The sequence below is a fragment of the Affinundibacterium macrobrachii genome (genome assembly GCF_014652415.1).
Lineage (GTDB): Bacteria > Pseudomonadota > Gammaproteobacteria > Burkholderiales > Burkholderiaceae_D > Undibacterium > Undibacterium macrobrachii.
Map to the genome: position 1 here is coordinate 468,755 of NZ_BMYT01000001.1, position 17,762 is coordinate 486,516.

At 48.4% G+C, this 17,762-nt stretch carries 30 protein-coding genes; 17 read left to right on the top strand and 13 right to left on the bottom strand.

What is annotated here, in order from left to right; all coding sequences use genetic code 11:
* Position 1: 1 nt before the first annotated feature.
* From IE103_RS02160 to IE103_RS18630, 9 genes are all read right to left on the bottom strand, one after another.
* On the bottom strand, positions 2 to 295 hold the full coding sequence (locus IE103_RS02160) for a Mor transcription activator family protein (RefSeq protein WP_189344361.1): 294 nt from the start codon (positions 293 to 295) through the stop codon (positions 2 to 4).
* The gene (locus tag IE103_RS02165) at positions 289 to 2,217 is read right to left on the bottom strand and encodes a phage terminase large subunit family protein (protein ID WP_189344362.1); all 1,929 of its coding nucleotides are present in this window, start codon (positions 2,215 to 2,217) and stop codon (positions 289 to 291) included. Before IE103_RS02165 ends, IE103_RS02160 begins: the two co-directional genes overlap by 7 nt.
* A 34-nt stretch (positions 2,218 to 2,251) precedes the next feature.
* Positions 2,252 to 2,728, bottom strand: a complete 477-nt coding sequence (locus IE103_RS02170) for a terminase small subunit (protein ID WP_189344363.1) — start codon at positions 2,726 to 2,728, stop codon at positions 2,252 to 2,254.
* Positions 2,729 to 2,837: 109 nt separating this feature from the next.
* Positions 2,838 to 3,410: a phage tail protein gene (locus IE103_RS02175; protein ID WP_189344364.1), complete on the bottom strand. Its 573-nt coding sequence runs from the start codon at positions 3,408 to 3,410 to the stop codon at positions 2,838 to 2,840.
* The gene (locus IE103_RS02180; protein WP_189344365.1) at positions 3,407 to 3,589 is read right to left on the bottom strand and encodes a DUF7696 family protein; all 183 of its coding nucleotides are present in this window, start codon (positions 3,587 to 3,589) and stop codon (positions 3,407 to 3,409) included. Before IE103_RS02180 ends, IE103_RS02175 begins: the two co-directional genes overlap by 4 nt.
* 265 nt (positions 3,590 to 3,854) lie before the next feature.
* Positions 3,855 to 6,398 carry a PriCT-2 domain-containing protein gene (locus IE103_RS02185; RefSeq protein WP_189344366.1) on the bottom strand — a complete coding sequence of 848 codons (2,544 nt, stop codon included), beginning with the start codon at positions 6,396 to 6,398 and terminating at the stop codon, positions 3,855 to 3,857.
* Positions 6,398 to 6,610 (bottom strand): hypothetical protein, encoded by a 213-nt coding sequence (locus IE103_RS02190; protein WP_189344367.1) that lies wholly within the window; start codon positions 6,608 to 6,610, stop codon positions 6,398 to 6,400. Before IE103_RS02190 ends, IE103_RS02185 begins: the two co-directional genes overlap by 1 nt.
* Complete coding sequence (locus IE103_RS02195) at positions 6,607 to 7,050, bottom strand: phage regulatory CII family protein (protein WP_189344368.1); 444 nt, start codon at positions 7,048 to 7,050, stop codon at positions 6,607 to 6,609. The genes IE103_RS02190 and IE103_RS02195 overlap by 4 nt, the downstream gene beginning before the upstream one ends.
* A gap of 62 nt (positions 7,051 to 7,112) precedes the next feature.
* Positions 7,113 to 7,298, bottom strand: a complete 186-nt coding sequence (locus IE103_RS18630) for a helix-turn-helix domain-containing protein (RefSeq protein ID WP_189344369.1) — start codon at positions 7,296 to 7,298, stop codon at positions 7,113 to 7,115.
* Between the two features lie 43 nt (positions 7,299 to 7,341).
* On the opposite strand from IE103_RS18630, the gene IE103_RS02205 reads away from it, so the two are divergent.
* Positions 7,342 to 7,815 carry a helix-turn-helix domain-containing protein gene (locus IE103_RS02205; protein WP_189344370.1) on the top strand — a complete coding sequence of 158 codons (474 nt, stop codon included), beginning with the start codon at positions 7,342 to 7,344 and terminating at the stop codon, positions 7,813 to 7,815.
* Between the two features lie 82 nt (positions 7,816 to 7,897).
* The gene (locus tag IE103_RS02210; protein ID WP_189344371.1) at positions 7,898 to 8,266 is read left to right on the top strand and encodes a helix-turn-helix domain-containing protein; all 369 of its coding nucleotides are present in this window, start codon (positions 7,898 to 7,900) and stop codon (positions 8,264 to 8,266) included.
* Here the strand turns inward: IE103_RS02210 and IE103_RS02215 are convergent.
* From IE103_RS02215 to IE103_RS02225, 3 genes are all read right to left on the bottom strand, one after another.
* On the bottom strand, positions 8,237 to 8,410 hold the full coding sequence (locus IE103_RS02215) for a hypothetical protein (protein ID WP_189344372.1): 174 nt from the start codon (positions 8,408 to 8,410) through the stop codon (positions 8,237 to 8,239). The two genes, IE103_RS02210 and IE103_RS02215, sit on opposite strands and share 30 nt — an antisense overlap.
* 126 nt (positions 8,411 to 8,536) lie before the next feature.
* Entirely contained in the window at positions 8,537 to 8,914 is a 378-nt protein-coding gene (locus IE103_RS02220) for a hypothetical protein (protein ID WP_189344373.1), read from the bottom strand.
* A 79-nt stretch (positions 8,915 to 8,993) separates the two neighbouring features.
* Positions 8,994 to 9,482, bottom strand: a complete 489-nt coding sequence (locus tag IE103_RS02225) for a hypothetical protein (RefSeq protein WP_189344374.1) — start codon at positions 9,480 to 9,482, stop codon at positions 8,994 to 8,996.
* 137 nt (positions 9,483 to 9,619) lie between these two features.
* On the opposite strand from IE103_RS02225, the gene IE103_RS02230 reads away from it, so the two are divergent.
* The 9 genes from IE103_RS02230 to IE103_RS02270 all read left to right on the top strand — a co-directional run bounded on the left by IE103_RS02230 (position 9,620) and on the right by IE103_RS02270 (position 13,377).
* Positions 9,620 to 9,856: a hypothetical protein gene (locus IE103_RS02230; protein ID WP_189344375.1), complete on the top strand. Its 237-nt coding sequence runs from the start codon at positions 9,620 to 9,622 to the stop codon at positions 9,854 to 9,856.
* Complete coding sequence (locus tag IE103_RS02235) at positions 9,853 to 10,080, top strand: hypothetical protein (RefSeq protein ID WP_189344376.1); 228 nt, start codon at positions 9,853 to 9,855, stop codon at positions 10,078 to 10,080. The genes IE103_RS02230 and IE103_RS02235 overlap by 4 nt, the downstream gene beginning before the upstream one ends.
* 261 nt (positions 10,081 to 10,341) lie before the next feature.
* On the top strand, positions 10,342 to 10,533 hold the full coding sequence (locus IE103_RS02240) for a hypothetical protein (protein WP_189344377.1): 192 nt from the start codon (positions 10,342 to 10,344) through the stop codon (positions 10,531 to 10,533).
* Between the two features lie 18 nt (positions 10,534 to 10,551).
* Positions 10,552 to 10,902, top strand: a complete 351-nt coding sequence (locus IE103_RS02245; RefSeq protein WP_189344378.1) for a hypothetical protein — start codon at positions 10,552 to 10,554, stop codon at positions 10,900 to 10,902.
* Positions 10,895 to 11,746, top strand: a complete 852-nt coding sequence (locus IE103_RS02250) for a DUF2303 family protein (RefSeq protein WP_189344379.1) — start codon at positions 10,895 to 10,897, stop codon at positions 11,744 to 11,746. Before IE103_RS02245 ends, IE103_RS02250 begins: the two co-directional genes overlap by 8 nt.
* Positions 11,743 to 11,940, top strand: a complete 198-nt coding sequence (locus tag IE103_RS02255; RefSeq protein WP_189344380.1) for a hypothetical protein — start codon at positions 11,743 to 11,745, stop codon at positions 11,938 to 11,940. The genes IE103_RS02250 and IE103_RS02255 overlap by 4 nt, the downstream gene beginning before the upstream one ends.
* Positions 11,937 to 12,188 carry a hypothetical protein gene (locus IE103_RS02260; RefSeq protein ID WP_189344381.1) on the top strand — a complete coding sequence of 84 codons (252 nt, stop codon included), beginning with the start codon at positions 11,937 to 11,939 and terminating at the stop codon, positions 12,186 to 12,188. The genes IE103_RS02255 and IE103_RS02260 overlap by 4 nt, the downstream gene beginning before the upstream one ends.
* Before the next feature lie 2 nt (positions 12,189 to 12,190).
* Complete coding sequence (locus tag IE103_RS02265) at positions 12,191 to 12,724, top strand: hypothetical protein (protein ID WP_189344382.1); 534 nt, start codon at positions 12,191 to 12,193, stop codon at positions 12,722 to 12,724.
* Entirely contained in the window at positions 12,721 to 13,377 is a 657-nt protein-coding gene (locus IE103_RS02270; protein WP_189344383.1) for an ASCH domain-containing protein, read from the top strand. The genes IE103_RS02265 and IE103_RS02270 overlap by 4 nt, the downstream gene beginning before the upstream one ends.
* A 5-nt stretch (positions 13,378 to 13,382) precedes the next feature.
* Here the strand turns inward: IE103_RS02270 and IE103_RS02275 are convergent, their stop codons facing one another.
* Complete coding sequence (locus IE103_RS02275; protein WP_189344384.1) at positions 13,383 to 14,054, bottom strand: hypothetical protein; 672 nt, start codon at positions 14,052 to 14,054, stop codon at positions 13,383 to 13,385.
* A gap of 89 nt (positions 14,055 to 14,143) precedes the next feature.
* Between IE103_RS02275 and IE103_RS02280 the strand changes: the two genes are divergently transcribed.
* The 6 genes from IE103_RS02280 (at position 14,144) to IE103_RS02305 (ending at position 17,757) form a co-directional block, all read left to right on the top strand.
* Positions 14,144 to 14,596, top strand: a complete 453-nt coding sequence (locus IE103_RS02280; RefSeq protein WP_189344385.1) for an Lcl C-terminal domain-containing protein — start codon at positions 14,144 to 14,146, stop codon at positions 14,594 to 14,596.
* Between the two features lie 67 nt (positions 14,597 to 14,663).
* The gene (locus IE103_RS02285; RefSeq protein ID WP_229827018.1) at positions 14,664 to 15,128 is read left to right on the top strand and encodes a DUF1566 domain-containing protein; all 465 of its coding nucleotides are present in this window, start codon (positions 14,664 to 14,666) and stop codon (positions 15,126 to 15,128) included.
* Between the two features lie 52 nt (positions 15,129 to 15,180).
* A complete protein-coding gene (locus IE103_RS02290; RefSeq protein ID WP_189344386.1) occupies positions 15,181 to 15,579 on the top strand; it encodes a four helix bundle protein in 399 nt (132 codons plus the stop codon).
* Complete coding sequence (locus tag IE103_RS02295; RefSeq protein ID WP_189344387.1) at positions 15,558 to 16,955, top strand: RNA-directed DNA polymerase; 1,398 nt, start codon at positions 15,558 to 15,560, stop codon at positions 16,953 to 16,955. The genes IE103_RS02290 and IE103_RS02295 overlap by 22 nt, the downstream gene beginning before the upstream one ends.
* The gene (locus tag IE103_RS02300) at positions 16,952 to 17,545 is read left to right on the top strand and encodes a hypothetical protein (protein ID WP_189344388.1); all 594 of its coding nucleotides are present in this window, start codon (positions 16,952 to 16,954) and stop codon (positions 17,543 to 17,545) included. The genes IE103_RS02295 and IE103_RS02300 overlap by 4 nt, the downstream gene beginning before the upstream one ends.
* Positions 17,546 to 17,547: 2 nt before the next feature.
* Entirely contained in the window at positions 17,548 to 17,757 is a 210-nt protein-coding gene (locus tag IE103_RS02305; protein ID WP_189344389.1) for a helix-turn-helix transcriptional regulator, read from the top strand.
* Positions 17,758 to 17,762 lie beyond the last annotated feature (5 nt).

The window sequence follows — 17,762 nt, forward strand, 5'->3', positions numbered from 1 at the left end:
TTCATTTTGCTGGTCTGATGATCTGCAATATTCGACGACCACTTAGCTGATAACGACGCTCCAAGAGTTTGAGTCGCTCACCTTTGAGGTAATCGCGCATGATGCGGCTGTTGCGTTCGCTATGGTCTCCACCTGATTTGTGCTTTGCCACAAAGTAGCGATCTCCACCCCAGTCTGCACGAATCGACTTCTCTACTTCTTCGACGATTTCTGGCGTGATCTTATCCTCGTTTTTCTTACACTCGGTCGTGATGCGTTGCATGATGTCTGCGATGAGGTCTGTACTGGCTACCATGTTCTTCCCTGTGGTCTGATTTGTCGGCGCTGTTGCGGTTTAATTTGTTCTGGCGGTGGCAAGACTGGCTTGTCTTGCGGTGGCTGCTGGACGATGATTGGTGCAGCAAAGAGATCGCCCGTTTGCGGCTGCACTGCATCGGTGATTTTTTGCCACATCTTGTCGGTGAATCGGTGCAGATCGAGCATGTGGGCAGCGAACATGGCATAGATGGTGCAATCAAGTACCTCGTTACGTGCCGATTTTTTTACCCAGCGGTACTGCTCACCCGTTGAAGTCTTTTGCAGTACGCGCGCTTCTGCAGTGAGCTGCGCGTAGAACTCGGCAGGCAAGTCGCTGGAAAAGTGCACTTTGCCAGGGCCATTTTGTAAGACTTGTAAGCGACCGTGCAGCAAATCTTTTGCAGTGTCGGTACCAACGATCCAAAGCTTGACGCCATTCTTGATGATCTGGCCGCGCCAGTTGACATCTTGCATGCTGGCTTTGCCTTTAACTGGTGAGCCTTGCTTGCTATCACCTTTGATTGCGTAAATCCGTTTGGCGGTGCGCTTGCGGCAGAAGTCATAGACTTGGTGCGTGAAGTGACCGCCCGAGTCGATGCCGGTTGCTTCGATGGCGACCATTTGACCCGATGCGTGCTGGAATTTTGTTTCGAGATAGGTATCGAGCTTTTCCCAATCTCGTTCATCGGCTGGGTTGGCTTCTAAAACAACATAGTCAACGGTCCACATTTCTTCACCGCGACCCCAGCCCCATACGGTGACTTCGAATCGGTTGTCTTGTACGTCGACGCCAGCAGTAAGTACAAGGCAGCCCATCGGCAAGGTACGTAGTGCGAATGGCTCCGCTCTTGCCATGAGTGCGTGGGAGTCGGTTTGTTCAACTTCTTCTTCCCATGTTTCGCCAAGCGTTGTATTGACAAATGTTTTTAGCTCTGATTTGTCACCGACCTTGGCCTTGGCTTGAGCAGACATGAACTCACGGACGATTTGCGCCCAAGTTGTCATTGGGCTGTACGCAGTCCAAACATGGAAGCCAACCGAGCGCGGTGGCTGAATTGGTTCGCCGTGTGCGTTGTAGAATTTGCCGTCGTTACCGATCCAGCCACCGTCTTGGTCTATCCATTTGCCTTGAGCCGATATTACTTTAAACTCATTCTGTGCAATTGCTCCACCACAGTCCGCACAAACATGCACAACGGTTTCAGGATCGTCATTCACCCACTTGAACCCGTACTTAGCATCCTTGCCGCCCCAGCGTATTTCATGCACAACACCACAGTGGACGCATGGCACTTTGAATCGATACCGCTTTTCTGCTTGCTGCTCGCGAGATTCGATAAGGCTGAAGTGCCTGAGCTTTGGCGTGCTACCCAGAATTTGTTTCGGAAAGGTTGCCCCCTCTGTACGCTTGCGGGACAAGGTGACTGGCGATCCTTCCTTTTCAATATCTGAATCGAAGCCGTCGACCTCATCCATGTGTGCGACATCAACAGAGATACGTCGATAGTTCTTCGCGGCTTTGCCACCACGAAGATGCAGGATTGAGCCAAGAAAGGTCTTCTGACGCAGCGTGTTATTGCGATGGCGAGATAGATATTCCGGGAAAACACGCTGCATGATTTTGACATCGCGCAGCATGGGATCCACTTCGGTCTTGACGAAGTCGTCGGAGTCATCATCTGTCGGCTGCCAGATGGCCTGATTACGACGCTTGTGCTCAGCAAAGTAGCCGATGGCCGCGAGCATCATTTTGGTATAGCCTACACGTGCCGACTTTTTTACAACCACTTCGGTTATGTCATCGTTACTCATGCAGTTCATGATCCCAATTTGATACGGGAATGCCTCCCAGCGCTTCTCCACATAGGACGACTCAGCAGATAAATAGAAATGCTCAGTCGCCCACTCAGATAGGGTCATAGGAACTTCCGAAATAAACGCGGATAACCCGCGCTTAATCGCCTTGTGAATCTCCGACATATCCATTTAGATCATCCAAATTTAGTTCTATCTGTGCCGCTTTGTTTCTGGCTTTAACGATCTCATTCGAGATGTACTGCAAGTCTTCTGAAGAGATAGACTTTGAGTTTCGCTTTAGTTCAACTGGGATAGCATCAAGCTCTGAGATAATTTTTCTAGCAACATCTGCCAATACCAGCTCAATTAAATTTACTGGCGCCACTTCTTTTCGCGCAAGTTGGTTCTGCATCTCAACGCGATCCGCTTGTTCCTTAGCCAACCGCGCACGCTCTTGCACCAGATCAAGATCGCCCATAGAAGCACGACCAGCAGCTTGCTCTCGCAGGTTTTCGCAATAATGTTTCAACCAGACCGCACCTGTATCGCCAGAATTTAGAACGCCACGTCCCACCAAGCTGCTAATAGCCTGCTGCGAGACGCCAACTAATTCAGCAAATTGCGTCTGTGTCATGACCTTATCTAACAATACAACCCCCTTACAAAATCCTTGGAACTAGAGGAAACTCACGCTCGTTTCGACCCGTATATTGACTCCCTATGGAAGTACCTTGACAGGGGGGCTACCCCGTACGTCTTTGGTTGAACTTCTCTGTGTAAAACTTTACTTCTCGATCAAATATGACTGGGAACCGATCATTAATTGCATCGACTACAGCCTTATTGATCGTCTTAACGTTGAACATCTGAGCAACATCAATTGTTTGCAGCGCTTTGATCGGCAATCGCGCTTTACCCTCACGCTTGAACACAGTGCGACCACCATTACCGATGAATGCGCCAGGAATCAATTTGCGACCACCATCCCGACTGATCTTGATCGAAACGCCCTTCTTCGTTTGACGTGCTCCAAAGTTAATCAAGTTCAGGCTACGACCGCGCTGACTCGGTGACTCAAGGCTAGCTTCCATTTCGAACAAGCCACCTTTAGCCACCGCCTTATTGATCTTTAAAGACTCATTCACCTTTGCTGCAGATAGAACAAATTTAGCTCTGATCTCGCGACTCATTGCTGTCTTCGCTTGCGCCATAACACTATTGAGAGCCCGCGCAGTCGCTTTTGTTGCTACGTCACTATGCAATTCATTGATCTGCTTTGCGACATCTTTGAAGTTTGTTTGCACATCGATTCTCATTTGCTTCTCGCTCTCTTATTCCATTCAACCTTAATCGCAGCCTCTAGCGCCCTTCGCGCATCAGCACCACGCTTACCCTCAATCAATTCCAGATAAGCACGCCTAGCCATCAATCCACCCAACCCAAGCACATGCCTCGCTTCACACTCCAAACGCCACGCTTCGCTATTTGTATCCATTCACTATTCCAGCAGGGTTTTGCAGGGTCTCGTTTAAACCCTGCTGCTTTCTAAGTCTTATCTATTAACAATCTCAGCAGGGTATGCAGGGTTAGCAGGGTTCTTAAACATGGACAAATAAAAATAAAACACAAACTAAACACATAACAATATTTATTTCACACATGCGCGGAAACCCTGCTAACCCTGCATACCCTGCCGAAACCCTTACTGGCATTAGCTCAAAAAGCAGCAGGGTTTCCCTGAATGCCTGCATACCCTGCTGTTAATTGCCTGCACCATAGGTATCTGCCTGCCGTCTAAAATGCGTACACTGCTCATGCAGATTCAACTTCTCATTCGGTCTCTGTATCTCAAATATCATGTAAGATTTCTTTGGCTTACCATCCAAGGAAATCTCTTTCTTACACTTATGCTCACGGCTATCTAACAACCCCGCAAACTTCGTCAACGACAGCGGCTTCTCACCGTTACGATCACACCAACGCTTATAAGCAATATACAAATCAGAACTAAGACAAGAACAATAAGGCGCCTCAAGCAATCCCTCTTTCCATGAGAAATGAAACGCGTCCCAACTGGCACGACCAAACGCGATCACACGTTCTTTTGCTCTTGTCATTGGCGGCTTGGTATGCTCATTGAATTCACCCAAGTCATAATTCAGAAGAAAGTGATAAAACGCTTCCAATCCACCGCACTCAATGGATTTCACCACACGCTGATAAAATTCCTGATCGCGCACATGACGCGCCTGCACGACTAAAAAGCGGCGATCTTCTAATTCGATTGGGATAGGCTGCGGCTCATTCGACAAGAACACGCAATTCATATGATTGTTTTCTTCGCGCAAAGGAAGATTTTTAGGGTTCACCTGCATCCGCTTGCCGGTGATCATGTACTTCAAGGTACCGTTATGGCTAAACTTATCATCACGCGAAAGCACCTCTTCAAACAAAGTGAACAACTTACGTGAACGCCAATCAGTAAAGCCCGACTCAAGCTGATGTTGGCCAACGGTCGTACCATACTCACCATAGATCGGGCGCAAGATCGAATCAAACAACAAGCTCTTACCAGTCCCCTGCTTCTCACCAAAGACCAGCAAAGCCGTCTGCATCTTTGCTCCAGGTCTCTGCAAAGGCAATGCCATCCAACTAACCATGAACTTAAAGACTTCCTCATGGTTATCCTCAGACGAACACAATGACTCGATCAATTCTAGAATTGGTTCAACCAAATCCAAGTTCTCTTTCGGTACCAATGGCCAACCAAAAAAGATATTGACGTGTGTCTCAAGATCAACCGTTTGAGTTGGATCGAATACCAAATTCTTTTGTTCAACTGTACGGCGACGTGGGTCCTCCTGCCAGCGCGAGGTTAGGTCAGGCGTATAGTTAGCACGCACCGCGCCCAAACTCATCACCTGACGACCAATCATATCCCACACAGTTTCGGTACCGCGCAACAGCGTCAAGTTATCTAGCATCTCATTCAGACGCACACCCCCGACCCCTAACTGCGCAGCAGCACCGCCGATCAATGCTGGCAATGCTTCCTTCTGAATGATTTTCTTCGAAGGATTATCAAGCCAAGCCTTTGCCTCACGCTTACCAACATAAGCCTCAAAGGCAGCCCACTTAAACTTGCGCTTCTTATAGCTATCCCATACTTCCTTTGACCCAAACACCAACAGAAAGCGCGACAAAACGCCATCACCAACTGGCACCTCAAGATCTTCCTCTGGCGAATTATTCGAGTCGTTAGGCGCTTCATTTATCAAAGTGGGTGCGGGAGAAGCCAAGGCAGAAACGAATGAACACAATTGATCACGCAAAACTTCGACACCTTCAGCGCAATGCAAATCGTTGCAATCCGTCAGTTGAGGCAGACTCTCATCCGACTTTACAGCACGACGCTCAACTGAAAAGACGGGTAAAAATACATAGGCGCGATGCGCATCAGCCGCAGCCTTTGCCTTCACATAGCCAGCATTCTTAGTTAGATAATCATCATCTGCACAGATGATGATTCGGCTGTTAGGGTACAGCGTACGCAATGCCTCAACGCCAGGCATCAACATGCCAGCGTCAAATGTAATAAACACCGGAGAAGCGTAGTTAAGCGCTAAACGAATCGAACCTGCTGTCGCATAACCCTCACTGACAAAGATATCATCCCCATCATTAGGCGCATCACCCAAGCGGCACATCGCACCGTTCTTAGTCATACCCGAGCTAAATTTCTTGGACCCGTCTGGATTGATCTGCTGCTTGCCGACGATACGAGGTGGCGTATCGTGGTAACGGATCATAGGAATGATGATCGCGCCATCAGCCAAAAATCGGCAAGATTCAGCGCGAACCTTTTTGCGTACCAAGTAAGGACTAGAGCCTTCAGGCGCACTCATGCGCCATTGACTTGCCGCACGTTTAGCAGCAGCCTCAGCAGCTTTTACGCGATTTGCTTCGGCTTTGGCATCTTCTAATTCACGCTTCTTGCGACGCGCTTCCAGTACCTCGGGCTTAACTTCAACCTCATCAGCGGTAAATTCAAAACCACCCGACTTTGCCTCAGCAAACAACGAACCAATACCAACTTTGCCACCGCTCTTAAATGACTGCCACGAAGCCTTGCATGCCTTCGCATTAAAGCCTCGCCCAGAACTAGACCAATTGACCCACGCACCATAAGCGTCTTCACCAAACTCCGATTTAAGCGCCATACCCATGCGAACCCAAGTATCGCGATCATCCGGAGTCACAAAATCTAATGCCCGCACAGCGGTCGATAACGAAGCCCCAAGCATCAGACAACCTCACCGCTAGGCAATTTACGCGTCGAACCCATCAAAGACGGCTCACAACGATACGTCAAACCATCCGGACGCACATTGGCATACATATTCCCCAGCACCAATGGTCGCATCGCATAAGCACCGCCTACATGAACAGGTACTACTGCATTGCCGTTCATAAAATCAGCTAACGCAGCAGCCGTAGAAGAACGAGGCTTTTTCATTTCTCAGCCATCCCTTCCAAGCGAGCCAACATGCCATGCAAAGCAGTCACAGTACGATGCACAGCCTCTTTCACCTGCTCAACTTCATGCGGCTCAACACGACCATCTGCCAATGTTGTATTCACCTCAGAGCCAACATCACCATTCGTTTGCCACACCTTCGCAATCCACTCAAGCACAGCCATATCCGATGCCGATGCCGCCGTGTCAACACGCAACACAACACAGCCCTGCTCTTTCGCCATTGCGTGCAAAACAGACACATCACCGGTCAACGTCATCAATTGCTCAGCATCCGCCAGATAAGGATGATTCTGCGCACAATTCGGGTTCGCTTTGTTGCGCAACACCTGCGGGTTCATACCCAAACGCGGGGCCAACGACTCAAAGCCACCTGGATAGCTCTTGCATGTTTTGTAGAAAGCATCTTGTGCCGACATATAAACCCCGCGTAACAAATGTGACAAAAATAAAATAAGAATCGATACTGCAAACAACACAACTACTTAGAGCAAATACGTTTATGCAATTCAACGATATTCATGTACGTCGAACTAAGGCACTGTGTCTGCCCATTCAAGATGCGATGCACTGTCGGCTGAGACACTTTGATTTCCTTCGCAAGATCAATCTCACTCAGATTTGATTTCGCTTTAATTGACTTTAAGAGGTCTGAAATGTTATCCATGGCGTCAAATTATACGCGATTGAATAATTCATGCAATACGCAAATGAATAATAATTTGCTGGGGTTTAATACGTGCGCGTATATTCCGCAAATGGATATCGCCTCCCGACTAGATCAAGCCATGCACAAAGCTGGCTATAAAACACAACAAGCTCTCGCTGACGCCTCTGGCGTACCGCAACCCACCATCGCACGCATACTCAAAGGCAATGGCAAACGTGGACCAGAAAGCGAAACCGTCAAAAAGCTCGCAAACTCTTGTGGCGTCTCGTTCTCATGGCTAATGGAAGGCAAAGAACCCGACCAATACATAAAGCCCGTACCAGCGCCTGTGGCAATTAAGCAACCAGTGCAAGACTACGAAAAACTAAGCCTGTCTTACATCTCATCGATTGAGCTTGAACTACTCACTCACTATCGCCAAAGCACCACAGAATCACGCGAATTGATCATCAGAACGGCCGCAAAAGCACCAAAAGATCGAAAAAAACTCAACCTGACAATCAAATCAGTGTAGGATTAAATCCCGAATATGGAATTTTCTTGCAAGATTGGAATTTTGTTGAGATCAATGACGGGCTTTGATACAGTAAAGCGATATGACAATCGCACAACGTATCACTATCGCCATGAAATTGGCGGGCATTCACACTCAAGCAGATCTAGCACGCGCTAGCGGAGTGCCAACCTCGACCATCGCCAGGATACTTACGGGCGAATCTCAGCCAAATCCCGCCAATCTTGCAGCTATTGCTAACGCATGCGCAAGGAGCATTGACTGGATCGTGAACGGAACAAACATTGAAGACACGAGCAAACCAGAAGTTTCATTGGTTTACGTCACATTAGAAGAAATGAAGATCCTCACCGAATATCGAGAAGCCACAGATATGGGGAAGACCTTTATTAAGATTGCCGCAAAAAATGCAGAAAAACGATCACTGATCAGTGCGCCCACCGACCACTAGCCGCAAATGCGGAGCCTTGGCAGGGAACAAATCAGCGCAATCGCGCGCCATCCCCATCACCATTACCCAACCACTTGAATCCATACGTTGCTTAAGCTCTCGCAGCTCTTGCATATCCTTTTCTTCTTGTTCAACTGAGTTCATGTGAGTCCTTTTTTTTATTTTTAAGAACTATCTAGAATATTTAACACGTAAATTTACGTGTAACATTCAACAAGTTCAGACGTAAAAAAACCCGCATCATGCGGGCTGTTTCCAACAAAATTATGTTCACGATGTTGTAGATACCGCAGGCGTCGCAACGCCACACTTCTTGGCAATTTGCGCCTGCTCAATCGCGTCATGCTGCCCCTTTAGCGTGGCATATTCAGCCTCTTGTTGCTTATTACCACCCAGCGCAAACAAGGCAGGCCAGAACAACACAGCACCAACGCCCGCCAGCTTCTTATCGTTCGATGCGGCCTCATCCAAGCGACCGCCCAATTGAGCCACGCGAGAACGAATACGCTCAGTCTCCATTTGCAACTGCGTACAGTCATAACTCTGATACGCCAATGGCGAATGATATGTTGCAGGTATATCCTTACTCGCTGTCGCGCATCCCGCCAACACCGCAGCGAAACCAAAAACAATTGCGATTTTTTGCATAGATTTTCCTTGTAGTTATATTCCAACATGCAGACCATGATTGATCCAAATTCCTACAAGCAACTTCTATGCCCTACGTCTACTTTTTACCAGCCAAACCCCAATCTTTTAATAGCACTGAAACCCGCTTCATTTCACCTTCATTTCCATCTTCACCAATAAAAACTGGATAGATCTGATCGTTGCGCAATTCCAAAAAACACCAAAAATCTTTTTTTCGCATTGCACCAAAAGCATTCTTTGCACGAACACTTCGCACGACTACAGCACGCGCACCATTTGCAATAATTGAGGACTCCCTACTATGCTCAAACTGCGCAGAATCTGGGTCATGCAACATCTTTTTGATATACAACATACACGCACCATCAGCACTCGCATCTGAGAATACATCCGGCTTAGGCACCACTGGCGCGCTCACTACATTTGACATATCCATTTTCGGCTCATCACGACGCATAAAATCCAACACCAACGTCATCACGCCCATAAGCACTACAGCTGCAACCACAAGCCAAAATACAACTCTACCCAGCACATTGCGCCATGACCTTTTAGCATTTTCCATCGCCACCCCTTAAACAATAAATATTTTACAAGTCTATTCACGCCCAAAAAAAACACAACAAATTATTCATTCGCGTATTGACTTACATTATTCATTTGCGTATATTTGACACATTCCAAACGCGAATGAATAAAAAAATGCAACCAACAATCCAAATCCGCAGAGCATCACTAGACCAAGTGCTAGCGATCACCCAAGACCCGCCAGCGGGTCAATTGAGCTTACTGCGCGCATCAGATAACGCACGCATGATCGTTGCCGCCCTCACCGGCATCTTGGCCAACAACGAACCAGAACTAGACAAGACACTTGCATCACGCATCGGCCTCACGCCAGACACCATCGACAATCCACTACTCAAGGTGCCAGCATGATCCGCAGACTCAAATCAGCCGCGCGCGATTTATTCGTGACGGCATTGGTATTAGCAATCGCGATCGCCTTCGGATACATGGGAGAAGATCAGTTAAATGATCAATTGCTCAGCGAGTCTGTACTTGCTGATATTAAAAATTCGGGCAGCACCGAGATACTAGATCACCAAGACGAAATGGTAGCCATCGCCAAGCCCACAGCAAACGCAGAGGTGAGCCGATGAGAAACCAACTCACCGCAAAGATCGAAATCGCCTATGCACTTTACTGTGTAGGCCGCAAATTCGGCAAAAGCAAATGGCAAGCAATCCGCTATGCCATGCGCGAAATCAAACCTCGATAAAAGACGTAATCAGCCTTGGTGCCGGGCGTTATTCACCAGGTGTAGCTGTATTAGCCAAAGTAAAAATCGCGTGTTTCAAAGAACGAATTGAAAAACTGAGGCTGATTACGTGTTTTGTTGACTCTTGATGATGGAGCAAACCATGCAAAAAGAAGCAGATCTAGACCGCGCAACACTCGATAGAGCCCGTTTTTTCCTAAGGACGAATCAACCCTTGGACGACATGCTCAAAGTGCCAGCGCTCGCGATCTGCCTCAAGAACGTGGCCTTGATTCGCGCAAAAAGAGAAGCGAGACGCGATGTAAAAAAATTGCAGTCCAACGATATTGATTAATTTTTTTGGAGCCACCCAATGAGCAACAAAGCCTTCGCACTAATCGTGCAAGATCTCCGCGATGGACGCGTCCACGCAGAGCTCACGCAGCAATTTGGCGACCTTGTGAATAAAGTTCAAGAAACCGGAAAAGCCGGTGAATTGACTTTGAAGATCAAGGTCAAGCCAGCCACCCGCGGCAATGTCGACAAAATCATGATTGCTGACGCGATCACGATCAACATGCCAAAACCAGAGCGCGGCGAGGATGTTTTCTGGCTCACAGAAGATAACGAACTCTCACGCAACCACCCACGTCAAGGCAATCTCGAATTGCGCGACGCCACACCAACCGCACCAGTCACATTGAAAGAAGCAAACAATGGATAAGCAACCACAAGCAGTCGGTCAAATTACGGCCGATCAACTCCACATCACTGCAGACACGATAGATCGCATCACCGAGCTTGCGCATGCGGCGGTTTGTACACAAAAAGCTGACGGTATTACCTTTGCGCTAGTGCCCGAAAAGTACAAACGAGAAGACCTCACCGACGCCATCGAAAAAGCGCAGCCAGCACCAAACCGCAAAAAAGGCACAGTCGCACTCACCAGCATCGACAGCTTTTTGCAATACATTGCTGATCAAAACCAAGCTGCCAATGCGTACATCTATGCCGACCCAGAAAAGCAAACGCTGACGGCCGTATTCAACGAAAACAAAGAAAACGCGATCGGCTGGCGCGACCACCGCGCGACATTCAAGGCAGAGCTAAGCCGCGAGTTTGCTAACTGGATGCACCACAACAAGCAAAGTAAGAATCAAGAAGACTTTGCCATCTTCTTAGAAGACAACATTGCCGATATCGTTGAGCCTTCCGGAGAAGTTTTATTGAGCGTAGCAACTTCGCTGCAAGCCAAGACAGAAGCGGCATTCAGCAGCGCAAAGCGACTCGATAACGGCCAAGTGCAATTCATGTACACCGAAAATATCGATGCCCGCGCAGCTGGCGGCTCGTTAGAAATTCCACGTGAGTTTGCACTGGGCATCCGCATCTTCAAAAACGGCGATGGCTACAAAGTCAAAGCGCGTTTGAAATACCGACTGCACTCACAACAACTCAAATTCTGGTACGAGTTAGACCGTCCGGAGAACGTCATCGAGACCGCTTTCAAAGAGAGCATCGAGAAGGCGCAATCCTCTGGTTACACAGTGCTTTTCGGTTCGCCATGAGCTTAGGTACCGACTTACGCATCGGACAAAGTGTGGCATTCCGCTGCCACATTTTGGGCGAACTACAAGGGCAGATCAAGCACTTGATGCCATGCATTAGCAACGGCCAACAGCACGCATTAATTCGTGTCGTGCTCGATAGCGGTGTCGAAACAGAATGCCTTGAACCAGTCGTCAACTTAACCAAAGTATGAACGCCCTACTCCTATTTGCCAGCACTTTCATTCTCGTTTTTGCACTCGGGCTGCAAAGCATGCTGGCAAATAACAAGCACTACGTGGGCGCATTTTTAAACAGCTTCGTGATCGGCATCGCACAACTAGGCGCATTGCAAGTGATCAAAGCCCAAACGCTGACAGATTACGCAGCGTACGTAGTAGGCGGCCCCATCGCCATCGTTTGCAGCATGTTTGTATTTAATCGTTTTATCAGAAGGAAGTGATCATGGTACGCATGAGATCAAGAGACAAACGCAAAGCACGAAAAGCCAAGCAAAGCACACGATCAGGCCAGCATCTATCAGCGTCCGGATTGGCGCTTACAGACAGCCTATTTCGTCGCGCGGAACGCATCGATCGCGATCAATTTCTCAGCGCAGCACAAGTAACAGACATCATGGTTGCGACGCGCTTGGCACTCACAGCCATGGTCAATGGCGATTCAACAGAAAATGATTGCGGCATGATCTCCGGACAAATGGATTTTGCTGTCAAGATCGCTGAGCAAGGCACCGGCATTGATCACATCGACATATTTGAACGAGCACAAGATGCATGCGTTAGAGCAGTAGCGCGCGGCAAAGAAACAGGCCGCTGGCGCTTCGATGGCCCAGGTCTCCAAGATGTGCGAATCGCGGTTGATTTATTCGAACAACTTTGCAGCATCACTAAGCTTTACGAATTCGACATTGCACTAGAACGAGTCGAAGAAGCGATGAATGAAGGCAACACCATTACTTTTGAACGGGTGGCAGCATGAAACAGCGCCCTATTCTATTCAGCGCCCCGATGGTTCGCGCATTGCTGGATGGCACAAAGACACAAACGCGCAGAATTGCCCACTCAGATTCGACAGAAATGTTGAGACCGTCTCCATTCGTCAAATCAGGCATCGAGACAATTCATGGTTACGAAGTAAAAAATCCATATGGCAATCAGGGCGACCAGCTTTGGGTTCGTGAGACTTACGGAATTGAAGTCCGCAGCTACGGCGGCGGTACCGGAGAATTCTACGCATACCGAGCAACGAAGCCAGATGCTGTGTATTGCAAAGAGGCCAGCGGCACCACAATCCCGATCAAGTGGATCCCATCAATCCACATGCCAAGAAAAGCATGCCGCATCACACTTGAAATCACAAGTATTCGCGTAGAACGTTTGCAGGACATCAGCAAGGAAGACGCCATCACAGAAGGTCTATCGACCATATCCAAAGACGGCAAAACTTGGAAATACGGCATCCCAGACCGAGACGGACTCCCAGGCAGAGACAACGACGGCTGGCCTTGGTCAGACTGGGAAGAAGACCCGCGCCTCGCGTATAAAAAACTTTGGGAACGCATCAACGGCACAGGCTCATGGGATGCGAATCCATGGGTGTGGGTAATCGAATTCAAGCGAGTAGAACAATGAACACATCACAGGCCAGCAGTCTTAACACCCGTTTCAAGTTCCTCAGCATGCTTGATAGCCTCTCTATAGAGACCTTGAAGCTTTGGAAGGTAATCGATAAGAGCCGCAAGGCAATTTTGTGCTTTCTGAATATCGAGATGAAAATTAGTTCTTGCAGATACCTCGCTTGCTCTCGCGTATTCGGCCAACAGCATATTATTCATCTTAAAGGAAACCACAACCGACTGCATTGTGGTGTACGTGACGATAATTTTCTCTCGAAGATAAGTATTCTCAATCTTTGGGACAAGAATCGCACAACTAGAAAATATTGGGAACGGGCTTTCATTGATTGGCACGGTGTAAGGATAGTAGTCACCACTTGGCGTCTGCAACAGCTTGGCACCCATGCCATTGCGAGCAATTGCAGTAACCGTGCGGACCTCATCAGCCAAGCAACGTATAACCTGCTTCATTTCGTTCTTAGCCTGCTGATCTCTATCCTTTTGCTGAAAAACCAAAATAAAGAAACCAGCATAAATCGCAGCAATACTTCCAACCGCTTGTACCCAGCCAGCAACCTCTTGGGAGTTAATTTCCTTTTTTTCAAGCGTATAGATCAAGCCAGAGACAACCAAAGCCATCAATACAAATGAAAAGAAGTAAACAGCATTTTTCCGATGATTAGTAGGGGTCATGCAGGCCTCACCATATTTAAGAGCCAACATTAAATCAGATCAAGAAAATTTAGTCTACCGACCAGCACCACCAACCAACAGGAGCAATCATGCAAACAATCGAATCAACACAAGACGCACCAGCAACAACACCAGCCACCATCAAATTAGCCGACTTACCAAAAATCGGCACAGCATTTGCAGGCGGCATCTATGCCGGCATTATCGGCGGTACCGATAAGCAGCCAGACTACGCACTCATTCACGCCACTGTAGATTTTGAATTGTTCGACATGAACTGGCAAGACGCGATCACTCGCGCACAAGAGCCGATCAATAACCTTACAGATTGGTCATTGCCCAACCGCCGCGAAGCCCGTCTTTTATCGATCAACACGCGCGATAGCTTCGATGTTGGTGACTGGTATTGGACGAATGAGCAGCACGCTAACAGCAGCGACTATGCATGGATGCAGAGCTTCGACTACGGCGGCCAGGACTACCTCCCCAAGTCGTATGAAGGCAGAGCTCGCGCAGTCCGCAGATTATTAATCATTCAGTAATTCAATCATTCCACCCAACATCGGGCGTAGCCCGAATAAATTTTTTTGTTATTTTTCGGAGCGAAGCATGGAAATCACCATCGACCAAATTAAAAAAGAACACGCCAAAGTAGCGCAAATGATCGCGACTTTCGAAGCGAATCAAAAGATCGCATCAGCCTACCCAATCACGATCAATTTGCCCGAGCTTAAAGCTGGTGAAAAGTATGTAGGCGCAATTATCAGCGCAGACGGCACCAAGCGCGATCACATCATTTTGCTGCCAGAAACCAAGGTCGACATCAATTGGAAAGATGCCATGGCATGGGCACAGTCTATCGGCGGCGATCTACCAAACCGCTGCGAATCAGCCCTGCTTTTCGCGACGATGAAAGACCAATTCGAGCCACAGTGGCACTGGACGAATGAGCAGCACGCTGGCAGCAGCGGCTATGCATGGATGCAGACCTTCAGCGGCGGCACCCAGGACAACTACCACGAGTCGTATGAAGGCAGAGCTCGCGCAGTCCGCAGATTATTAATCATTGAGTAATTCAGTTATTTGATCGCAGCACCGGGCGAAGCCCGTCACGATTTTTTTTAGCATGGCTCTTCACACGCATCTACCAATTTACAAAGAAGCTTACGATCTGCTGTCACTGACGGCGATTGTCACTAAAAATATGCCCAAGGATATTCGGGGCAGTATTGGCAGTGAGATTCGCCAACTTTGTCTCAACAGCGTAATTCTGATTGCACGTGCCAATGCGGCTTTTGACAAGGCCCCGCATTTAACGACCTTGCTTGAGCATGTTCAGACCGCAGAGATTTTGTTTCGCTTATCGAAAGATCAGCGCTATATCTCCACCGGACAATATGCCAAAGCAATCGCGATCACTGATTCAATTGGTAAGCAAGCGAGTGGGTGGAAGAAACAAGCCGCCGCAGTAGCTGCGCCCGTTACAGAACCGTCAAGGCAGTCATGTCAGAGCGCTTTATTTTAATCTGGTCATGCCGCTTGGTTGCAAATAGCAGCCAACCGCCAAGCACACCACAGATACTACCCGCCCATGCGGACAAGTCTGGTGCAGTTTGCATCGTGATCGGCTCACGCCTTCGCCATGCCGACGTAGATAGCATGAAATTACGCAGCACGCTAACAACAGCGACTATGCATGGATGCAGAACTTCAACAACGGCAACCAGAACAACAACCACAAGTCGTATGAAGGCAGAGCTCGCGCAGTCCGCAGATAAGAACGATACTATGAGCAGCCATGCTAACTTTTCTTTTGAAGCACTTGTGCAAGCGTATTTTGATTGCCGCAAGCACAAGCGCAACACACCAAGCGCCCTCGCTTTTGAGCAAAACCTAGAGCGCAACCTGATCGCGCTAAGCGAAGAATTAGCCGACGGCAGCTACCAGCCCGGCAAATCGATTTGCTTTGTGGTCACACGTCCAAAAGCGCGCGAAGTATGGGCCGCAGATTTCCGCGATCGCATCGTGCACCACCTGCTATACAACCACATTGCACCACGTTTTTATGCCAGCTTTATCCAAGACAGCTGCGCATGCATACCTGGGCGCGGGACACTCTACGCAGCTAATCGCCTAGAACACAAAATCCGCAGCGCAACGCAAAATTGGTCAAAGCCCTGCTTTTACCTCAAATGCGACTTGGCCAACTTCTTTGTCAGCATCGACAAAAGCATTCTGCAAACACAGTTGGCCAAACGCATCACCGAACCATTCTGGATGCAGCTAACCAACACGATTCTATGGCACGACCCACGCACCAACTTTGAGCTACGCGGCGCACAAGCCCTACAAAGCAAAGTGCCAGCGCATAAGCAATTGAGCAACCAACAGCAGAACAAAGGCCTACCCATTGGCAACCTGTCGAGCCAATTCTTTGCCAACGTGTACCTAGACGCACTGGATCAATTCGCCAAGCACCAGATCAGAGCAAAGCACTATATCCGTTACGTTGACGATTTCTTGATCCTGCACGAATCAACAGCATGGCTGAACGATGCCCACGCCAAGATCAAAGCATGGCTACCAGCCAATCTCAACGCCAAATTAAACGATAGCAAAACCATCTTGCAACCAGTAAGCCGCGGCGTCGACTTTGTTGGCCAAGTCATCAAGCCATGGCACAACACCACAAGAAAACGCACCGCCAATGTCGCGATTGAACGCTGCAAACGTATCAACAAAGACGATTTTTACACCACAGCAAATAGCTATTTCGGCTTGCTTGGCCAAGCCAATAGCAGCCACAAACAACGCGCACAGCTAGCGAAGATCGCTTTGCTGCGCGGGCATTCAATCAATAAAGAACTCACCAAAATTTATCGAATTAAAGGGCAATCATGAAAACAACAGACCACGATTCCATAGACAACCTACTTTTGCGCGAAGGTGGGTATCCGCATCTACCTGAAGCACCAGACCATGTTGCTGATGTCACCAAAATGGAATCAGTACAGCCAATAGAGTCAATGCAAGGAGAGTATGAAGACTGGACTGCTTATCCTAGGCCTGCATTGGCAGTTAAAGCCGCATTTCCTGAGCGTGACCTAACGAAGCCTGCCGAGCAGCAAGGCGTGTTTAATAAATTTATCGTTCGGCGTGTTGATGGAAGTGACGCCAACGGCGGCAAGCATCACGGCTGCAGATACTTTGTTCTTGACCTCGACCACGATGTGAACGCACCAGCCGCAATGCGAGCTTATGCCGAAAAGTGCAAAGAGTCACACCCTGCACTTAGCCAAGAGTTGTTTGCGCAGTTTGGTCAATCAGCACAGCCAGAGCAAGAGCCTATCAACGTAACCAACTCGATGGCTTATGCGTTTCACCGCGCTCTTACAGACGGAACTTTGAGCGAAAACGAACTCGAAGAAATAAAAATTGGCCTTCGTGCAGCATTGTGCAATCTGTCGCAGCCAGCCACACAAGGAGAATAATCTTGCAAACTGAATTCATGCTCCTATCAATCTACAACAAACCTGTACTAACTTTAGAACAAGTTTGCGAAGTAGTTGGCATTGGCCAAGCGACCGCATACGTGCAACGATCAAACGGCACGTTCCCAATTCCCATGTTCGGCAAACCGTTACGCGCAGATCTAAGAGACGTTGCAAAATACTTAGACGAAATGCGCAAGTCCGCAAAATAAGCAAG